Source organism: Acidovorax sp. BL-A-41-H1, assembly GCF_051942715.1.
Window position 1 is genome coordinate 300,549 of the sequence record NZ_JBPVJQ010000004.1, and the last position, 14,510, is coordinate 315,058.

Consider the following 14,510-nt stretch of genomic DNA (forward strand, 5'->3'; position numbering starts at 1 on the left):
GCAAAGGCTTGCGTTGGACGACGCGCCGCAGGCAGGCAGCTATGGCAGCGCCAGCGCATCCAGCGGGCTGGCCGTACCACCCGCTGCCACCTTGAGCACATGGGTGTAGATCATGGTCGTCGAGACATCCGAGTGACCCAACAGCTCCTGTACCGTGCGGATGTCGGTGCCAGCTTGCAGCAGATGCGTTGCAAATGAGTGCCGCAAGGTGTGGACAGACACATGCTTGGAAAGGTCGGCCTCCACCACTGCCTTTTTCAGTTGCCGGTTCAGCCGTTCCTCAAACAACTGGTGTCGGCGCTCTACGCCTGTTTGCGGGTCTACAGACAGTTTCGCTGCCGGAAACACCCAGAACCACGCCCAGCTCTCGCCTGCTCTGGGGTATTTGCGCTCTAACGCATGGGGCAGGTACACACCTCCGCGCCCTGTGGCCCGATCTTGCCCCCACAAAGAGCGCGCCTGCATCAGCTGCGCTTTCAACCGAGCCGCCAGCGTCCGAGGCAGCATCACAACCCGGTCTTTGTCGCCCTTGCCGCTGCGCACAATGAGCGCGTGGCGGTCGAAATCCACATCCTTGACCCGCAAGCTCAGCGCCTCCCGCAAGCGCAACCCGCTGCCGTACAACAGGGCAGCCAACAGGGCCTCGGTGCCAGCCATGTGCGAAAGCAGCGTCTGAACCTCTGCCACCGTCAGCACGACCGGAATGCGCTTGCGCTCTGGCGGGCGGCCAATCTGCTGCAGCCATGGCAGCTCCATACCCAGCACCTGCCGGTACAAAAACAACAGCGCATTCAGTGCTTGCCGGTGCGTGGCGGGCGCTACCTTCTTCTCGGTCGCCAGCATGGTCAGAAAACCTTCGACGTCCGCTTGCCCCATTTCGCGATGGTGCCGAAATGCCCCCTGGGTTCGTGCTGCCCATAACACGAATGCCTTGGCCCAATAGACGTAAGCCTTTTCGGTCTGTAGGCTGTAGTGCAGGTAGCGAACCCTCTCGCGTACCTGATCCAGCAGCTTGACGGACCGTGGAGGAGCCCAGTCAGGTTTGTCGGTTTTGTTATGCCTGTTCATACATACAGTATGCTGCGCTACAGAACTGATTTCAAACACTTTTTTGGACTGATATGCGACTTTGTTTAACGACCACGATTGTGGGTACCCTTCGTCTGGTCAGATAAACCATAAGTTAACTTTCATGGATTCCACACTCTTTCAGTATCTCGTGCCGCCGCTTTGGTTTTCGTTTGCGGCGACGGTTTTGTACTTTTTGGCTTGTGTTTATGCTCGTCTTTTGATTGCCCTTGAGGGACGAAGCGTTGTGGTGAGAGTCGTATTTGGTGGGTTGCTTTGGTTAACCTTTGGTGGAATCTTCGTGGCTCCACTATTTGGCTGGATCGCGCTCGAACGCTCCAATTTCCCGTTGTTTATGGAGGCCCCGGCGATGCTCTTGCCACTTCTGTGTTTCGGCCTTTGTTTCTTCGCCGTCCATCGCGCGATGAAGCCACGTCTCCGGCAGCTCCAATCAGCAGGCTTTTTCCTCAAATGACAGTTAACAATTCGCTCGGCGCGGACACGCAGCAGCAGGATGCCGCTTCGCGGCGTGTGCTGCGTGCCGGGCAGCTTTGACGTTAGCCGACATGACACACCAAACAACCCTCCGCTACAGCGAGACTTTGCTGCGTCGGTCCGTGTTTGCCTTTTGGCGACGAACTGTTGGCCTTGGTTTTGTTGTTGCGCTCGTCTTTGTTGGGGGTGGCCTTGCGCAGCTTTTGTATAAAGGCGACACATCCTGGATTGTTGGAGCGCTTGCTGTGGCTTTAGTCGTAGGCGTTTCGTTCATCGTGGTTATCTATGTAGTTCACTTTCGAAACGCAATGCAAAAATTTCGCGACATGGGTACACCGGAGGCGTTGCTGGTCGTCGAAGACAAGGCATTCACGCTCACATCGGGAATTGGAAGTACTTCGCTTGCGTGGTCGTCTATTGCCGAGGTGTGGTGCTTCAAGGACTTCTGGCTTTTGCTGTTCTCTAAAGCCCAGTTTTCGACGATACCCCTCGCAAATGTCTCACCTGAAATGCAGACATTCGTTTTGCAGCGTGTCCGTTCTGCGGGGGGCAAAATTGTCGGCTAACAGGTTGCTCGTCGCGGACACGCAGCAGCAGGTTGCCGCTTCGCGGCGCTTGCTGCGTGCCGGACAGCGCCAACGTTAGACATCGCAGGAACATCCACCGGTCCGCGCGAATGAAGCATCGTGTAGCCTTGAGTTTCATTCGCAACCAGCGAGGACCATCCGTTGACCTACTTTCCAGCACTCCTCGGGCTCGTAACCATCATTGCGCTTCTCGTCTTCTTCTGGAAGCGCAGTGGCTTCGGGTCGAGCCGCAACCTCGCACATGGCATCGCGAAGCACATCGGCATCCAAAGAGGCTTGTTCTACTCCATCCTTGATCACGGAACCATGGACTCGTCGAGAAAGCTCCTCGCCTCGCTCGCCAGATCCGAGATGGGTGTGGAGGCAGCGAGCGTCGAATTGGGACCGACTCTCCTCAAGGGAGTTGAGCGGCTTGAAGCTCACTTTGGCGTGCAAGATTCGGTCACCGACGCGAGGCCCAAAATACAGAGGCTCATCGCGGTTCAAGACGCGGGTTCACAGGTCGAGACCAACGCCTAGAGGCGCAATGCGTAGCTCGCATCAGAACAGTATGTCTGCAACCAGGCACAAATATCTGATCGCCATATTTGCCGCCGTATTGGCATCAGCCACTACTTTTGCCTTCGCTCTTCCGGGCCCAACGGCCTGCCTTCTTGTTGGCCTAGCCGAACTTCATAGGCTCTCCGATGGTTCTCTCACGGGAAGTGAATCGGAGGTCGATCAGCAGCGCTATGTTGCACTCACTCGGGATGCCCGCGCGAGAATTAAAAGTAGCTTCGGCGCAGGTGAATCCAACCCAATACTTGTGTTCTTCGATCAGCCAGCCGGGTTTGGCCCGTTCAGGCTCAATGCCTGCGGTAGTACACAATTCATCGGCAGCCGCGTCTGCGTCATGGTTGGGCCTAAAGGTCAAAACGTTGACGTCGTTGCTCACGAAATCATGCACGCGGAAATTCATGACCGCGTGGGCTACCTGGCGTGCTTCTTGCCGATTCCTGCTTGGTTTGACGAAGGAGTTGCCATGCAAGTTGACTATCGCTCCCGCTACTTGCTATTGCCACAGGATGATCAGAACTCTGCCTATGTTCTTGATCTGACGACGGCCTCTAGTTTCTTCAAAGGTGATGATCAAGCCCTGACTAAAAATTACGCCTCATGCCAAACATGAGGTCAAAACTTTCGATTCCGCCATGAAAGAGCCGCTATCCAGAGTGCTGGCAGCCCTCGAAGCGTTGGCGATGTTGGTTCCGCTAACTCTGCTTGCCTCGTTTTACTTGGCTTTTATTGCTGCCTTGCATTGGGAAACATACGACCTTCTCCCATGGCATGGCTATGCCGCGCCAATGCTTGCACTTGCCGCGCTCGGATGTCTACTCTGCCTATGGAAAGCTGTATTGGCGTTTTTTTTTCAAGGCCGTATAGGGTTGGCTAAAGTAGATCGCAAATTCGTCATTGCAATTTGTTTGGGCGGTTTTCTCGTTATATTTGGTATATTTTGCATGCTGTCTGTTCGGTGGTTTGAAATGCCGGATATTTTTAAAGTGTTTGGCGTTCATGCGTACGGTGCGCCAGCGTTGGTGTCTGCTGCGCATATAGTTTTTGAACGCCATAATTCGGCATCTAATTATTAATTCGAAACGAAGCCGCTCCGCGGCGCGGCTTAATCTGGGTTTTCGCCTGCGCAATCAGGTTCTAAAGCAGTATCGGCCTGTCACTTCGCAGTCCCCAAAAAATGGTAGATCCGAACGCGGAGGCGCATATTCATGCCATCTGACACACCAAGTCGGTTGAACGAAAGCGCCGTTTCTTACGCTGCACGCAACGCAATAATTGCGCGTCGTTTGGCGTTGGTGCTGATCGTCGTCTGCTCAGCCATGATGTTGCTAGGGCCAACGATCGCGGATTTCGCACTTGCGATGTTAGGATGTCCGGGAGGTGTTGATTGCCGCGGCCCCATTGTCGTAAAAATCGTGGCTGCGCGGTTTTCCGCGTTTTATCGGGCCGATCAATTTTTGGACGTCCCGTTCATTTTTCTTGTTCAATTTTGGCCTGCCATCCTGTTATCGCTCGGGCTGATCCTCTTCGTTCGCTACCGCAAGCCACCTCGGAACCCACGGACGCTGTTATCTCTTCTGGAAGATTGGTGTCGGCGCTCGCCCATTTATCGTTGGCCCCAATTTTTAGCGTGGGCTTGCCTTGGGAGCTTGATATCTTTTTGCGCACTACTTGGCACGCCGTTTGTGGCAACGGAAACTGCGAGAGTTGTTCTCTCTTGGCTTGGCTGCGAAGTGAATCCTTGGCGCATACGGTTGCCGCTCGCCGCGTTCGGCAGTGGGCGCAGTCCGCCCGCGTGTTTGGAATCGGGAGGGTTTTGGGTTCCGCGATTGCGTGATTACGTTTCATCTGCCGAGGGTTGGTTTGCAGCGCCCTATCTGCTAGGCGTGCATTTCGGCTGGATAATAATTGCTTGGGCTGGCATCAGCGCATTGCTGTTTGGCTTGGCAAGATTGGTACGCTGGCGTGAACTGGGTTAATAAATCCTTGGGTGTGCGCAGGCTATTTCAATAGACCAGTTGACATGTTGCGTGTAGTAGCAAGCGCTCGGTCATTTACATGACCATCGCGCCAAACAATGCCAGCGCTGCAGGTGAGTCGGAAGGTTTATTGGCGTCAGACGGTCTAGGGTGTGCCCCGTGGGCCATGTGGGTCGGCCGTTGAGCCAGCATGCCAGGGGTTGATTGAGCCACAGTCATCCATGATGACCAAGTCCAAGCGGTCTTTATCGATACCACAACCGCACTGCGGCCGTGGCGTGTCATCCTCAGCTTCAGGCAATAAAATCACTGTCCTATGAGGGCGTTCATGAGAAATGTGTTTTTGGCTCTAATTGCGGCGGGTTTGGCTGTGGCTGCATATGGTTTATACGAATGCAATGTAATAAACGATATGGCTGTGCACATGGGTCATAAAGCACCTAAAGAAAATTTACAATCAGAGTTGTGCATCAAGGCGGGATGCTACTACGTTTCTGAAGAAGATAAAGAGAGCCATGAATTCAATTCGCTGGTTACGGCGGTCGGGGTCTTTATTTTTGTTGTGTCTCTATTTCTTAAAAGAATTCACGAAAAATTTCTTGCCAAATCTAGATAATCGAGTGCTACATCAATTTTTCCAGTAAATCCTTTAAGGACCTTTTGCACCGATCAGCGCGCGGTGTGCGTCTGCGGGCTCGGGCGGTCTGCAGCGTTGCAAATACTCGCACTAGCAATGGCTATGGCTGCCTTTTGCGCCTTGCAGCCCATCCCGCTCCGCAGCGCTCACTTTCCGCGTGATTCGTGCAGAGGATCCTTAAGCTACATACCGCCCTAACCATGCGCCCCAGAACCACATTCGCACTGATCCTGGCCATCGGCGCGCTGATGCACCTTGTGCTTGCCTTCCGTCCGCCTGTGAGTTTTGCCTATCTGACGCTTTATCTTTGCTGGTTTGTGCCCAGCGCCGCATTTGCCTGGTTCTTTTGGGCAAGGTCCCCTGTGCCCGGACCGCGGTCGGGACACGAGCGCCGGATGCGCCGCCCCGCCTCGTCGGGGATGTGGCTGGAGGGGCTGGGGGTGTTTGCCGTGATCGCCACGGTCGGGCTGGTGATCCATCTCCTCGGTCCATTCAAACCTTACCGCCCGTCCGGCAGTGCAGCGCAATGGACTCAGGCGGGCGCCATGGGCCTCATGTTCGCGCTGAGCGCAGGGGGGTGCTGGCGGCTGCTGCGCGGCTTGCCTGGCGACACTACCGCCCCCATCCCCGATGGCTCCAGGGTGGTGCGCGCGGGCGGCTGGGTGCGGCGACTGGCGGGTATCGGGCTTGCGTGCTGGGGCGCGTGGCTGCTGGTGCTGGGCATTCGTGCCTGGGGGGCATCAGCTGGCATCGACCGCATGATGAATCTGGTGTTCGTGGTCGGCGGCCCGCTGGTGATTGCCATTGGCCTGGCGCTAGCACTGCGCCGTGGCCGCAGCGGTGCCTGACCGTTTTTTCCTTCGCGCCGACGCCGCCCAGCGGTGCGGCTTCGCTCAGCGGGCAGCCTGGCCCTCTGCAGCATTCCAACCGTTGACCTTGGCCACCGCCCATGAACACACGTAGAACCGTTTTGCTCACTCTCTCGCATGGTGCCGTGGCCGTTGCAGGCTTTGCGGGCGGCATCTATGCGTTGCCTATTCTCATTGCGCCTGATGCGCCTACCGCAGAGCAGCTCACAGCCGCCACCGCGCAGGCTTTGTTCAAAGGCGAGTTCCGGCGTGACCTGAAGGACAGCGATGCCCTGCACTGGGGTGAGGGGGCAGTCACCGTGACGGCGACCACGGTGTCGCTTTTGGGCCGGCTTTCGCCAGGGCCGGACTACAAGCTCTATCTCTCTCCGGAGTTCGTCGAGACCGAAGCCGATTTCAAGCGGCTCAAGGGCAGCATGGTCCGCGTCGGCGACGTGAAGACGTTCGAGAACTTTGTGGTGGCGTTGCCGGCTGGCGTGGACCCGGCAAAGTACGCGGCGGTGGTCGTCTGGTGCGAGACCTTCAGCGAATTCATCACGGCAGCGAAGTACCGGTAGCACTGGCAGCGCCGGTCGTGCCGTTTGTGCCGTTTGCTCGGGCCACTGCCGCGGAGCGTTGTCTACTTGTGAGGCTGCCCCTCAGGCTGCCTTGCGAAACGGCTCTGCAGGCTTCTGGAATTTGCCGTGCGGCAGCGTGGCCAGGCGCGAGAACATGCGGCGCACATAGCCGCGCACCCACAGGCATTTGTTGAGTTCATCCACCGGCAACGGGCCTGAGACGACGACGATGTCGTTGGCAACGTCCTGGGCACCGGCGGCGCGCAGGCGGCGGCGCGTGTTGTTGGCCCACGACTGGATGCGGGCAGGGCTGCCGTGCTGGTGCAATTCGCCCGTGTACGCATCAAATGCGATGGCCACGGTGTCTGTCTTGAGCTTGAACCGGCGCTCGCCCGTCACGGCGCTGGGCGCTTCGCGCATGTCATACAGGTAGTAGCTGCCTGCCTTGAGCTGGTATTGCATGTCCATGGGATGTTCCTCTTTGTCGGCATTGTCGAGGTCGCACGGCGGGGCAATGGCAGGTAAAACGGTGCGAAAGGGGCTCTTATCCGACGCCTTTCGCGCAAGGCCATGCAGGGCTCGGCGCGCGTGACATTGTCGTGGCCCCTCGGCATGGCCGCCCTCAACTTGAGGATGATGTCGTAACAAGTTGTGAACGGGGGGCAAAGGGACTCCCGGTGGCCGCTATTTGGCGTGGCCCTTGAAACTGTCACTGCCCACGCGAGGGCAGCCCAGCAAGGGCCGCCCCGCAGTAAGAACCTGTTCAAAGTCTTTTTGGAGTTGCACAAGCGCCTTGCCGGGATGGGCTGCTAGGCGCGGGGCGCCGCCAATAGCACGGCTATTGGCAAGCGCTGCAACAACGCAGACCGCCCGGCAAGGCACTTGCCCGAAGGGTTGGAGTGAAATCGGGCGACTGAACGCCCCGGCTGCTTGCATGGGCACGAGCCCATGCGGCGCATCCGAAGCATCCACTCATCCTGATTGCACTCCAATGCAATCTCCAAAAAGGCTTTGAACAGGTTCTAAGGCTGCGTCCCCCTTCCCGAATCACGCAGTGATTCGAGAGAAGGGGTGAAGGCGCGCAGCGCCTCAGGGGGATGTACCTGCTTAAAAATCCACCAGACTCAGCCCCACGCTGAACACGGTGCGCTTGCGGTTGTAGTCGATCATGCTGTCGCCATAGCCGCTGAACAGTGCGGTGTGCAGGCGCAGGTTGCTCTTGCTGCCCCACAGTCCGCTGCCCAGGGTCTGCATCCATTCCAGCCGTACCGACCCGCGGTCGCTGCTCGACAGGGAGCTGCGCAGCGTGGCGCCCACGGTGTTTTCCTTGTTCACGTTCCAGAACACCGACAGCTCGCCGCGGCCCACGTAATCGCTGATACCGGGGTTGTCGTCGCTGTCGGCGCTTTCGCTGATGCGCTTCCACAGCCGGGCGTTTACCACCCAGCGGCTGTCCAGCTCCATGCCGGTCATCAGGTAGGCGCGGTTCCAGCTGCGCGACAACGGCTCGCTCTGGCCGTTGGACTGGTGCACCAGCCCGATGCCGCTGTAGCGCCACTTCCAGCCAAACGGCAGCTCGGCCGTGGTGGGGTACACATACATCACCTCGGGTTCGTGGTCGGTGGCGCGGAAGGGGCGCGAGATCTGCGGCGTGAACAGCTGCCAGTACGACTGCTGCGAGTAGCCAAACCACACCGAATCCTTCAGCGTAGGGTGCCCCTGCGTGAGCAGGCCCTGGGCCACCTTGGTGCGCACCGACAGCTGGATGCGGTTTTCGGTCGTGCGGTAGTTGGTGCTGGTGGTGGCCGAATTGTTGGGCCCTGGCGATGTCGGCTGGCGGTTGACCGAGTCAGATGCCACCACCGATACGGTGATGGGCCGGTAGCCGCGGAAGCTGAAGGTGCCGCAGTCGCTGCCCGACTCCAGCTCCCAGAAGCGCGAGAGGTCGCTGTACTGCGGATCGCGGCAGCCTTCGGTGCGGGCCACGTCAATGATGCGGGTGGCGGGCAGCGTGCTGTCGACCGGTGCGGGCAGGCTGGTGCTGTCGCTGGCCGCAGCGCCACCGGCTGCAGACGCTGAAGCACCGGGCGCCTGCCATTTTTGTTCGGCCGCCCACTGGTCAAAGCAGGCCAGGCGGGCCTGGTTGTCGGTGCTCAGGGCGGTGCAGCGGCTCAGGGTGCTGGCCGAGTTGCCGCCAGAGGCCATAGCGGCCGGGGCTGCCTGCGCCAGCGCTGCGCCGGCCGGTGCCAGCGCGGCCAGCGCCATGACGGCCACCCGGCGAAGCGATCGCGCGGTGCGTGGTGTGGAGCGGCGTGTCATTGCCAGCCCGGCTGCTTGCGCAGCACAAACGGTGCCGATGGGGCTGTAGGTGTGGGGTGGGCGTTGTTCCATGTTCCGCGTATTTCCTTGCCGCAACTGCCATCCACGACCCGGCCTGTCCAGGTCGCACTGATGTTGGTGCCGTTGAGTGATTCTTCCAGAGTGAGGTCGCCATCGTCCACATCGCCGCTGACCAGCGCCGTGGCGTTGCCGCGCCGCACGGTACCACGCACGCTGTGTGCCAGCTCGGGGTGCGGGCCCAGTTGCAGCACGGCCGTCTCCGCAGAAGGCTGTGCTGACGGACCTTGCGCTGACGGCTGCAGTTGGGCGACCCATCGTCCTTGCAGGTGCAGGTGGCTCATGTCGGCCGCCGCAGGGCAAGCTGCGGTCGATTCTGACTGTTTTTGGGCTGAAGCGCTTGTAGGATAAGCGCTGATAGCTATCAAAATAAAAGCGGACACCGCGAGCCCGTGTGCCGGGCTGTGCCAGTGGCGACCGGTGGCGCTGGGCGGGCCTGGCGGGGTGAAGGCGGGTGCGGATGCCGGCACGGCTTGCATGGCGCTGTTTCTCATGGCTGTGGTGCTGCTGCAGCGGCTGCCGCGCTGGCCTGGGCCTTGGCTGCGAACTCGGCGCGCAGGGCCTTGAGCTTTTCGCGCGGGTCTTCGCGGGCGGTGGTCTTGTCCAGGCCCATCTCGGCGATGAAGCGGCTGGGCTGGGCGGCCACCATCTCGCGGCCCTTCTTGCGCTTTTTGGTCCAGCTGACGGCCAGGGTGCGCTGCGCGCGGGTGATGCCCACATACATCAGGCGGCGCTCTTCCTGCAGGCGCTGCGCGGTGTCGTCGCTCACCTTCAGCTGGCGGCCCTCGTCGTCGTCGAGCTTGAAGGGCAGCATGCCTTCGGTCACGCCCACCAGGATGACGTGCGGCCACTCCAGCCCCTTGCTGGCATGCAGGGTCGACAGCGTCACCATGTCCTGTTCCTGCTCGCGTTCGCTGATGGTCGATAGCAGCGCAATCGTCTGCGACACCTCCAGCAGGCTCTTGGTTTCCTTGGCCACCACGGCGCCTGCGGTGTCGTCAATCTGCCCGCCTGCGCGCTGGGCCATCCAGTCGCAGAACTCCAGCACGTTGGTCCAGCGGGCGGCCGCCACCTTTTCGCTGTCTTCGCCGTCGTACAGGTGCTGCTCGTAGCCGATCTCCTTGAGCCAGTCGGCCAGGAAGGCGCGGGCGTCCTCCGCGCCGTGGGTGTGGCGGGCACGGTGTTCCAGGTCGTTGATGTAGCGGCCAAACTCGTGCAGGCCATCGAGCGCGCGCTTGGGCACGGCAGCGGGCAGCATGCCGTTGAACAGCGCGCCGAACATGCTCTGCTTGTGCTGCGTGGCAAACGCACCCAGTGCCGCCAGCGTGGTGTGGCCGATGCCGCGCTTGGGGCTGGTGATGCAGCGCAAAAACGCCGGGTCGTCGTCGTTGTTGATCCAAAGCCGGAACCAGGCGCACAGGTCCTTGATTTCGGCGCGGTCAAAAAAGCTGGTGCCGCCCGACACCTTGTACGGAATGTTCGCCTTGCGCAGTGCTTTTTCGAACGGCTTGGCCTGGTGGTTGGCGCGGTACAGGATGGCAAAGCTCTTCCAATCCGGCGGCGGGTTGCCGGCCGCACGCAGGCTCTGGATGCGGGCCACGGCGCGCTCGGCCTCGTGCTCTTCGGTGTCGGCATCGACCACGCGCACGGGCTCGCCCTCGCCCAGTTCGCTGAACAGGGTTTTGGGAAACAGCTTGGGGTTGGGCCCGATCACGTTGTTGGCCGCGCGCAGGATGGCGCTGGTGGAGCGGTAGTTCTGCTCCAGCTTGATGACCTTGAGGTGCGGGAAGTCGATGGGCAGCTTTTTCAGGTTGTCCAGCGTGGCGCCGCGCCAGCCGTAGATGGACTGGTCGTCGTCGCCCACGCCCGTGAAGTGGCCATCGGCGCCCACCAGCAGCTTGAGCAGTTCGTACTGCGTGGCGTTGGTGTCCTGGTATTCGTCCACCAGCACATGGCTCAGGGCGGCCTGCCACTTGGCGCGCACCTCGGGGAAGTCGCGCAGCAGGCGCAGCGGCATGCCGATCAGGTCGTCAAAGTCCACGCTCTGGTAGGCGCTCAGGCGTTCTTCGTAGCGCGCCATCAGCACGGCAATGCTGCGTTCATGGTCGTCGGCCGCCTGGGCGAGGGCTTCTTCGGCGTTCAGGCCCATGTTCTTCCACTTGCTGATCGTCCACTGCCACTGGCGCGCCGTGGCCAGGTCGGTGGTGCCGCCTGCGGCCTCTTTCAGGATGCCGGTCACGTCGTCGGCATCCATGATGCTGAACTGGGGCTTGAGGCCCAGCACCGCGCCGTCTTCGCGCACCATGCGCACGCCCAGCGCGTGGAAGGTGCACACCAGCACATCCTTGGCGCGCCGGCCGATCAGGCCCTTGGCGCGCTCGCGCATCTCGGCGGCGGCCTTGTTGGTGAAGGTGATGGCTGCAATGCGCTTGGGCTCCATCCCCTTTTCGATCATGTGCGCGATCTTCTGGGTGATGACGCGCGTCTTGCCCGAGCCCGCCCCGGCCAGCACCAGGCAGGCCCCGTCGGTGTAGTGGACAGCCTGGAGCTGGGCTAGGTTGAGGCCGGCGGACATGGGAGATGAAAAGCTGGGTGGCAAGGCATGCCACGCCTGCAAAAGCGCAGGCGGTGCAACGTCGTCGAGGGAGGGTGGAGCTGCCGGCGGGCGCCATCACTGCGCGGGCCGATGCGGCCAATGATACCGGCGCCGGGGCGTGGACGGGTCTCGAAGCTCCTGCCGGGCGCACACCGCAGGCTGCTGCAAATCGGCGCAAAACCGCCGGCCCGTAGCTGACGGGTGCCTGACTTCCGCAATGAAAAATCGCCGCCGTTACGCGATGTAGCCATCTGTTACATGGAATTTGGCGGTGTCCGAATCGGCCTCTTGGGGAAATCCCGCTAGGGTGCTGCCGGTCACACTTTGATACTTGTGAGCAACGTGTTCGCTGGCCTTCAGCGCGACCGCACGACGAGCACCTTTCATGAACACTCCCATGCCTCAACCAGTTGCTGCCCTTGTTTCCACTGCGGTTACGGCGGGCTGCCGCACCGTGCCTTTGCCACGGCGTCTTTGCGTGGCTGCCGTGGCAGCTCTGGCGGCGAGCCTTTGGATCGCCACCCCTGCGCAGGCACAGATTGGCAGCACGGCGCCCGTGCGCATTGGCGTGGTGGGGCCGTTCACCGGGCCGTCTGCAGACTTCGGCGTGCCCATGCTCAATGGCATACAGCTGGCGGTCGATGAGATCAATGCTGTGGGCGGCTACCTCGGCCGGCCGCTGCAGCTGGTCATCAAGGATGACACTGCAAACCCTGACCAGGGCCGCAAGGTCAGCCAGGAACTCATGGCAGAGAAGGTTGTCGCCACGCTGGGCTTTTGCAACACCGGCGTGGCCCTGAAGGCGCTGGATGTGTTCCAGGAGGCCAAGTCGCCGCTGATCGTGCCCTGCTCCACGGGCACGGCCATCACCAGCACCTACCCCGCGCCCGACAGCTACATCTTCCGTGTCCAGGCCCGTGATGCCATCCAGGCGCCGTTCATGGTGGACGATGTACTCAAGCGTGGATGGGACAAGGTCGCGATCTTTGCCGATTCCACCGGCTATGGCGAAGGCGGCTTCAAGGACGTGCTGGCCGCCCTGGAGGCCAAGAACATCAAGCCCGTGCATGTGGCCCGCTTTCCGCTGGGCGTGAAGGACCTGTCTGCAGAGCTGACGGCCGCGCGCAATGCAGGCGCCAACGTGATCTTCAGCTACACCGTAGGCCCCGAGAACGCCGTGATCGCCAACGGCAAGAAGGCCCTGAACTGGAAGGTGCCGCAGGTGGGCGCATGGCCGCTGTCGTTCCCCTTCTTTCTGGAGGGCGCCAAGGATGCCGCCGAAGGCGCGCTGATGGTGCAGACCTTCATTGCCGAGCCCAGCAACGAGCGCCGGGCGGCCTTCCTGTCGAGCTACACGCGCAAGTTCAAGGGCAAGGTGTCGGTGCCCATGGCCGCGGCCAACGCGTACGACGCCACGTACCTGCTGATGTATTCGTTCCTGGGCATCCGCGACGGCAACCTCAACGGCCGCGCCATCAAGGAGTCACTGGAAGGCAAGATGAAGACCTACTACGGCGTGGTTTCCACCTACGAAAAGCCGTTCAGTGTGCAGGACAAGGACGCCATCACCCGCAACATGCTGATCATTGGCGCAGTGAAAAACGGCGCCATCACCTTTGCCTACCCCGAGGACGCCAAGCGCAACCTGATCGTCCAGCGCAAGCAGTGAGCGTGGCTGCCAGCGCAAGGCAGAGCGCCCTTGCCTGGCCCCGCCCTGCGGTCGTGGTGCACGACGACGCCCGCCTGCCTTTGCGCTGACGCCATGCCCGCGGGCGACTGCGCCACCCGGGCGCAACGCGGACAATAGCCGCCGTGCTTTCCGTCCTTCTCATCACCTTTCCGTTTTTTGCCCTGGTGCTGTGCGGCTACCTGGCCGCGCGCACCGGCGTGCTGCCACAGCCGGCCATACCGGGGCTCAACGCCTTCGTGCTGTACTTTGCGCTGCCGTGCATGCTGTACCGCTTTGGCGCGAGCACGCCCATCGCGCAGCTGCTCGACCCAGCCGTGGCGGGCGTGTACCTGGTGTGCGCCGCTGTCATGGTCGGGGCTACCGTGGCGCTCACCCGCAATGCACGCATCGGCTGGAACGACGCCGCCTTTGGCGCACTGGTGGCCGCCTTTCCCAACACCGGTTTCATGGGCGTGCCGCTCTTGGTGGCGCTGCTGGGCGCGCAGGCGGCCGGGCCGGCCATCCTCACCATCCTGATCGACATGGTCATCACCAGTTCGGTGTGCATTGCGCTGTCGCGCATGGACGGCGCGGGTACGCACGGCCTGGGCGTGGCGCTGCGCAGTGCCTTGCGGGGCGTGGCCACCAACCCCATGCCCTGGTCGATTGCGCTGGGCGCGGTGGCCTCGGCCGCGCAGTTCACCCTGCCTGGTCCGGTGGACCGCACCGTGGCCATGCTGGCCGATGCGGCGTCGCCCGTGGCGCTGTTCACCATCGGCGCGGTGCTGGCCCGTTCGCAGATGAACCAGCACGAGCGTGTGCTGGCACGTGACTACGTACCCGTGGCACTGGCCAAGCTGCTGGTGCACCCGCTGCTGGTGTGGTGCGCGGGCACCGCCGCCATCGCCCTGGGCGTGCCGCTCGATCCGTTTGCGTTCACCGTGCTGGTGCTGCTGGCGGCCCTGCCCAGCGCCAGCAATGTGTCGCTGCTGGCCGAAAAGTTTGGCGCCAACAACGGCCGCGTGGCGCGGATCATCCTGGTGTCGACCGCGCTGGCGTTTTTGAGCTTTTCTGCGGCGGTGGCGCTGCTCACCTGACGCG

17 protein-coding genes are annotated in these 14,510 nt (G+C 61.4%); 11 read left to right on the forward strand and 6 right to left on the reverse strand.

The window, feature by feature from the left end:
- Nucleotides 1–39: 39 nt before the first annotated feature.
- A complete protein-coding gene (locus ACTPOI_RS10445; protein WP_440108543.1) occupies nt 40–1,107 on the reverse strand; it encodes an integron integrase in 1,068 nt (355 codons plus the stop codon).
- Between the two features lie 85 nt (nt 1,108–1,192).
- Between ACTPOI_RS10445 and ACTPOI_RS10450 the strand changes: the two genes are divergently transcribed.
- From ACTPOI_RS10450 to ACTPOI_RS10490, 9 genes are all read left to right on the forward strand, one after another.
- Nucleotides 1,193–1,543, forward strand: a complete 351-nt coding sequence (locus tag ACTPOI_RS10450) for a hypothetical protein (RefSeq protein ID WP_440108544.1) — start codon at nt 1,193–1,195, stop codon at nt 1,541–1,543.
- A gap of 91 nt (nt 1,544–1,634) precedes the next feature.
- Nucleotides 1,635–2,129 carry a YcxB family protein gene (locus tag ACTPOI_RS10455; protein ID WP_440108545.1) on the forward strand — a complete coding sequence of 165 codons (495 nt, stop codon included), beginning with the start codon at nt 1,635–1,637 and terminating at the stop codon, nt 2,127–2,129.
- 162 nt (nt 2,130–2,291) lie between these two features.
- Nucleotides 2,292–2,669 (forward strand): hypothetical protein, encoded by a 378-nt coding sequence (locus tag ACTPOI_RS10460; RefSeq protein WP_440108546.1) that lies wholly within the window; start codon nt 2,292–2,294, stop codon nt 2,667–2,669.
- 31 nt (nt 2,670–2,700) lie between these two features.
- A complete protein-coding gene (locus ACTPOI_RS10465; protein WP_440108547.1) occupies nt 2,701–3,318 on the forward strand; it encodes a hypothetical protein in 618 nt (205 codons plus the stop codon).
- 22 nt (nt 3,319–3,340) lie between these two features.
- The gene (locus ACTPOI_RS10470; RefSeq protein WP_440108548.1) at nt 3,341–3,781 is read left to right on the forward strand and encodes a hypothetical protein; all 441 of its coding nucleotides are present in this window, start codon (nt 3,341–3,343) and stop codon (nt 3,779–3,781) included.
- A gap of 132 nt (nt 3,782–3,913) precedes the next feature.
- Nucleotides 3,914–4,684 carry a hypothetical protein gene (locus tag ACTPOI_RS10475; RefSeq protein ID WP_440108549.1) on the forward strand — a complete coding sequence of 257 codons (771 nt, stop codon included), beginning with the start codon at nt 3,914–3,916 and terminating at the stop codon, nt 4,682–4,684.
- A gap of 328 nt (nt 4,685–5,012) precedes the next feature.
- Nucleotides 5,013–5,300, forward strand: coding sequence for a hypothetical protein (locus tag ACTPOI_RS10480; RefSeq protein WP_440108550.1), 288 nt, complete (start codon nt 5,013–5,015; stop codon nt 5,298–5,300).
- 416 nt (nt 5,301–5,716) lie between these two features.
- Nucleotides 5,717–6,169, forward strand: coding sequence for a hypothetical protein (locus tag ACTPOI_RS10485; RefSeq protein WP_440108551.1), 453 nt, complete (start codon nt 5,717–5,719; stop codon nt 6,167–6,169).
- A 101-nt stretch (nt 6,170–6,270) separates the two neighbouring features.
- Nucleotides 6,271–6,747, forward strand: a complete 477-nt coding sequence (locus ACTPOI_RS10490) for a DM13 domain-containing protein (protein ID WP_440108552.1) — start codon at nt 6,271–6,273, stop codon at nt 6,745–6,747.
- Nucleotides 6,748–6,828: 81 nt separating this feature from the next.
- Here the strand turns inward: ACTPOI_RS10490 and ACTPOI_RS10495 are convergent, their stop codons facing one another.
- From ACTPOI_RS10495 to ACTPOI_RS10515, 5 genes are all read right to left on the reverse strand, one after another.
- Nucleotides 6,829–7,215, reverse strand: a complete 387-nt coding sequence (locus ACTPOI_RS10495; RefSeq protein ID WP_069103847.1) for a hypothetical protein — start codon at nt 7,213–7,215, stop codon at nt 6,829–6,831.
- A 639-nt stretch (nt 7,216–7,854) separates the two neighbouring features.
- Nucleotides 7,855–9,066: a phospholipase A gene (locus ACTPOI_RS10500; RefSeq protein WP_440108553.1), complete on the reverse strand. Its 1,212-nt coding sequence runs from the start codon at nt 9,064–9,066 to the stop codon at nt 7,855–7,857.
- Nucleotides 9,063–9,428, reverse strand: a complete 366-nt coding sequence (locus ACTPOI_RS10505) for a hypothetical protein (protein ID WP_440108554.1) — start codon at nt 9,426–9,428, stop codon at nt 9,063–9,065. The genes ACTPOI_RS10500 and ACTPOI_RS10505 overlap by 4 nt, the downstream gene beginning before the upstream one ends.
- 206 nt (nt 9,429–9,634) lie before the next feature.
- Complete coding sequence (locus tag ACTPOI_RS10510) at nt 9,635–11,719, reverse strand: ATP-dependent helicase (protein WP_440108555.1); 2,085 nt, start codon at nt 11,717–11,719, stop codon at nt 9,635–9,637.
- Between the two features lie 255 nt (nt 11,720–11,974).
- Complete coding sequence (locus ACTPOI_RS10515) at nt 11,975–12,127, reverse strand: hypothetical protein (protein WP_440108556.1); 153 nt, start codon at nt 12,125–12,127, stop codon at nt 11,975–11,977.
- Nucleotides 12,128–12,137: 10 nt separating this feature from the next.
- Between ACTPOI_RS10515 and ACTPOI_RS10520 the strand changes: the two genes are divergently transcribed.
- Together ACTPOI_RS10520 and ACTPOI_RS10525 are read left to right on the forward strand one after the other, a co-directional pair.
- The gene (locus tag ACTPOI_RS10520; protein ID WP_440108557.1) at nt 12,138–13,409 is read left to right on the forward strand and encodes an ABC transporter substrate-binding protein; all 1,272 of its coding nucleotides are present in this window, start codon (nt 12,138–12,140) and stop codon (nt 13,407–13,409) included.
- A 143-nt stretch (nt 13,410–13,552) separates the two neighbouring features.
- Nucleotides 13,553–14,506: an AEC family transporter gene (locus ACTPOI_RS10525; protein WP_440108558.1), complete on the forward strand. Its 954-nt coding sequence runs from the start codon at nt 13,553–13,555 to the stop codon at nt 14,504–14,506.
- Nucleotides 14,507–14,510: the final 4 nt, after the last annotated feature.

What these genes read in the sequence shown, in the direction of transcription:
- ACTPOI_RS10490 (WP_440108552.1), top strand. Translation starts at nt 6,271, where the DNA reads ATGAACACACGTAGAACCGTTTTGCTCACTCTCTCGCATGGTGCCGTG.
- ACTPOI_RS10475 (WP_440108549.1), top strand. Translation starts at nt 3,914, where the DNA reads ATGCCATCTGACACACCAAGTCGGTTGAACGAAAGCGCCGTTTCTTAC.
- ACTPOI_RS10510 (WP_440108555.1), bottom strand. Translation starts at nt 11,719, where the DNA reads ATGTCCGCCGGCCTCAACCTAGCCCAGCTCCAGGCTGTCCACTACACC.
- ACTPOI_RS10470 (WP_440108548.1), top strand. Translation starts at nt 3,341, where the DNA reads ATGAAAGAGCCGCTATCCAGAGTGCTGGCAGCCCTCGAAGCGTTGGCG.
- ACTPOI_RS10500 (WP_440108553.1), bottom strand. Translation starts at nt 9,066, where the DNA reads ATGACACGCCGCTCCACACCACGCACCGCGCGATCGCTTCGCCGGGTG.
- ACTPOI_RS10455 (WP_440108545.1), top strand. Translation starts at nt 1,635, where the DNA reads ATGACACACCAAACAACCCTCCGCTACAGCGAGACTTTGCTGCGTCGG.
- ACTPOI_RS10495 (WP_069103847.1), bottom strand. Translation starts at nt 7,215, where the DNA reads ATGGACATGCAATACCAGCTCAAGGCAGGCAGCTACTACCTGTATGAC.
- ACTPOI_RS10505 (WP_440108554.1), bottom strand. Translation starts at nt 9,428, where the DNA reads ATGAGCCACCTGCACCTGCAAGGACGATGGGTCGCCCAACTGCAGCCG.
- ACTPOI_RS10515 (WP_440108556.1), bottom strand. Translation starts at nt 12,127, where the DNA reads ATGAAAGGTGCTCGTCGTGCGGTCGCGCTGAAGGCCAGCGAACACGTT.
- ACTPOI_RS10465 (WP_440108547.1), top strand. Translation starts at nt 2,701, where the DNA reads ATGTCTGCAACCAGGCACAAATATCTGATCGCCATATTTGCCGCCGTA.
- ACTPOI_RS10450 (WP_440108544.1), top strand. Translation starts at nt 1,193, where the DNA reads ATGGATTCCACACTCTTTCAGTATCTCGTGCCGCCGCTTTGGTTTTCG.
- ACTPOI_RS10520 (WP_440108557.1), top strand. Translation starts at nt 12,138, where the DNA reads ATGCCTCAACCAGTTGCTGCCCTTGTTTCCACTGCGGTTACGGCGGGC.
- ACTPOI_RS10485 (WP_440108551.1), top strand. Translation starts at nt 5,717, where the DNA reads ATGCGCCGCCCCGCCTCGTCGGGGATGTGGCTGGAGGGGCTGGGGGTG.
- ACTPOI_RS10480 (WP_440108550.1), top strand. Translation starts at nt 5,013, where the DNA reads ATGAGAAATGTGTTTTTGGCTCTAATTGCGGCGGGTTTGGCTGTGGCT.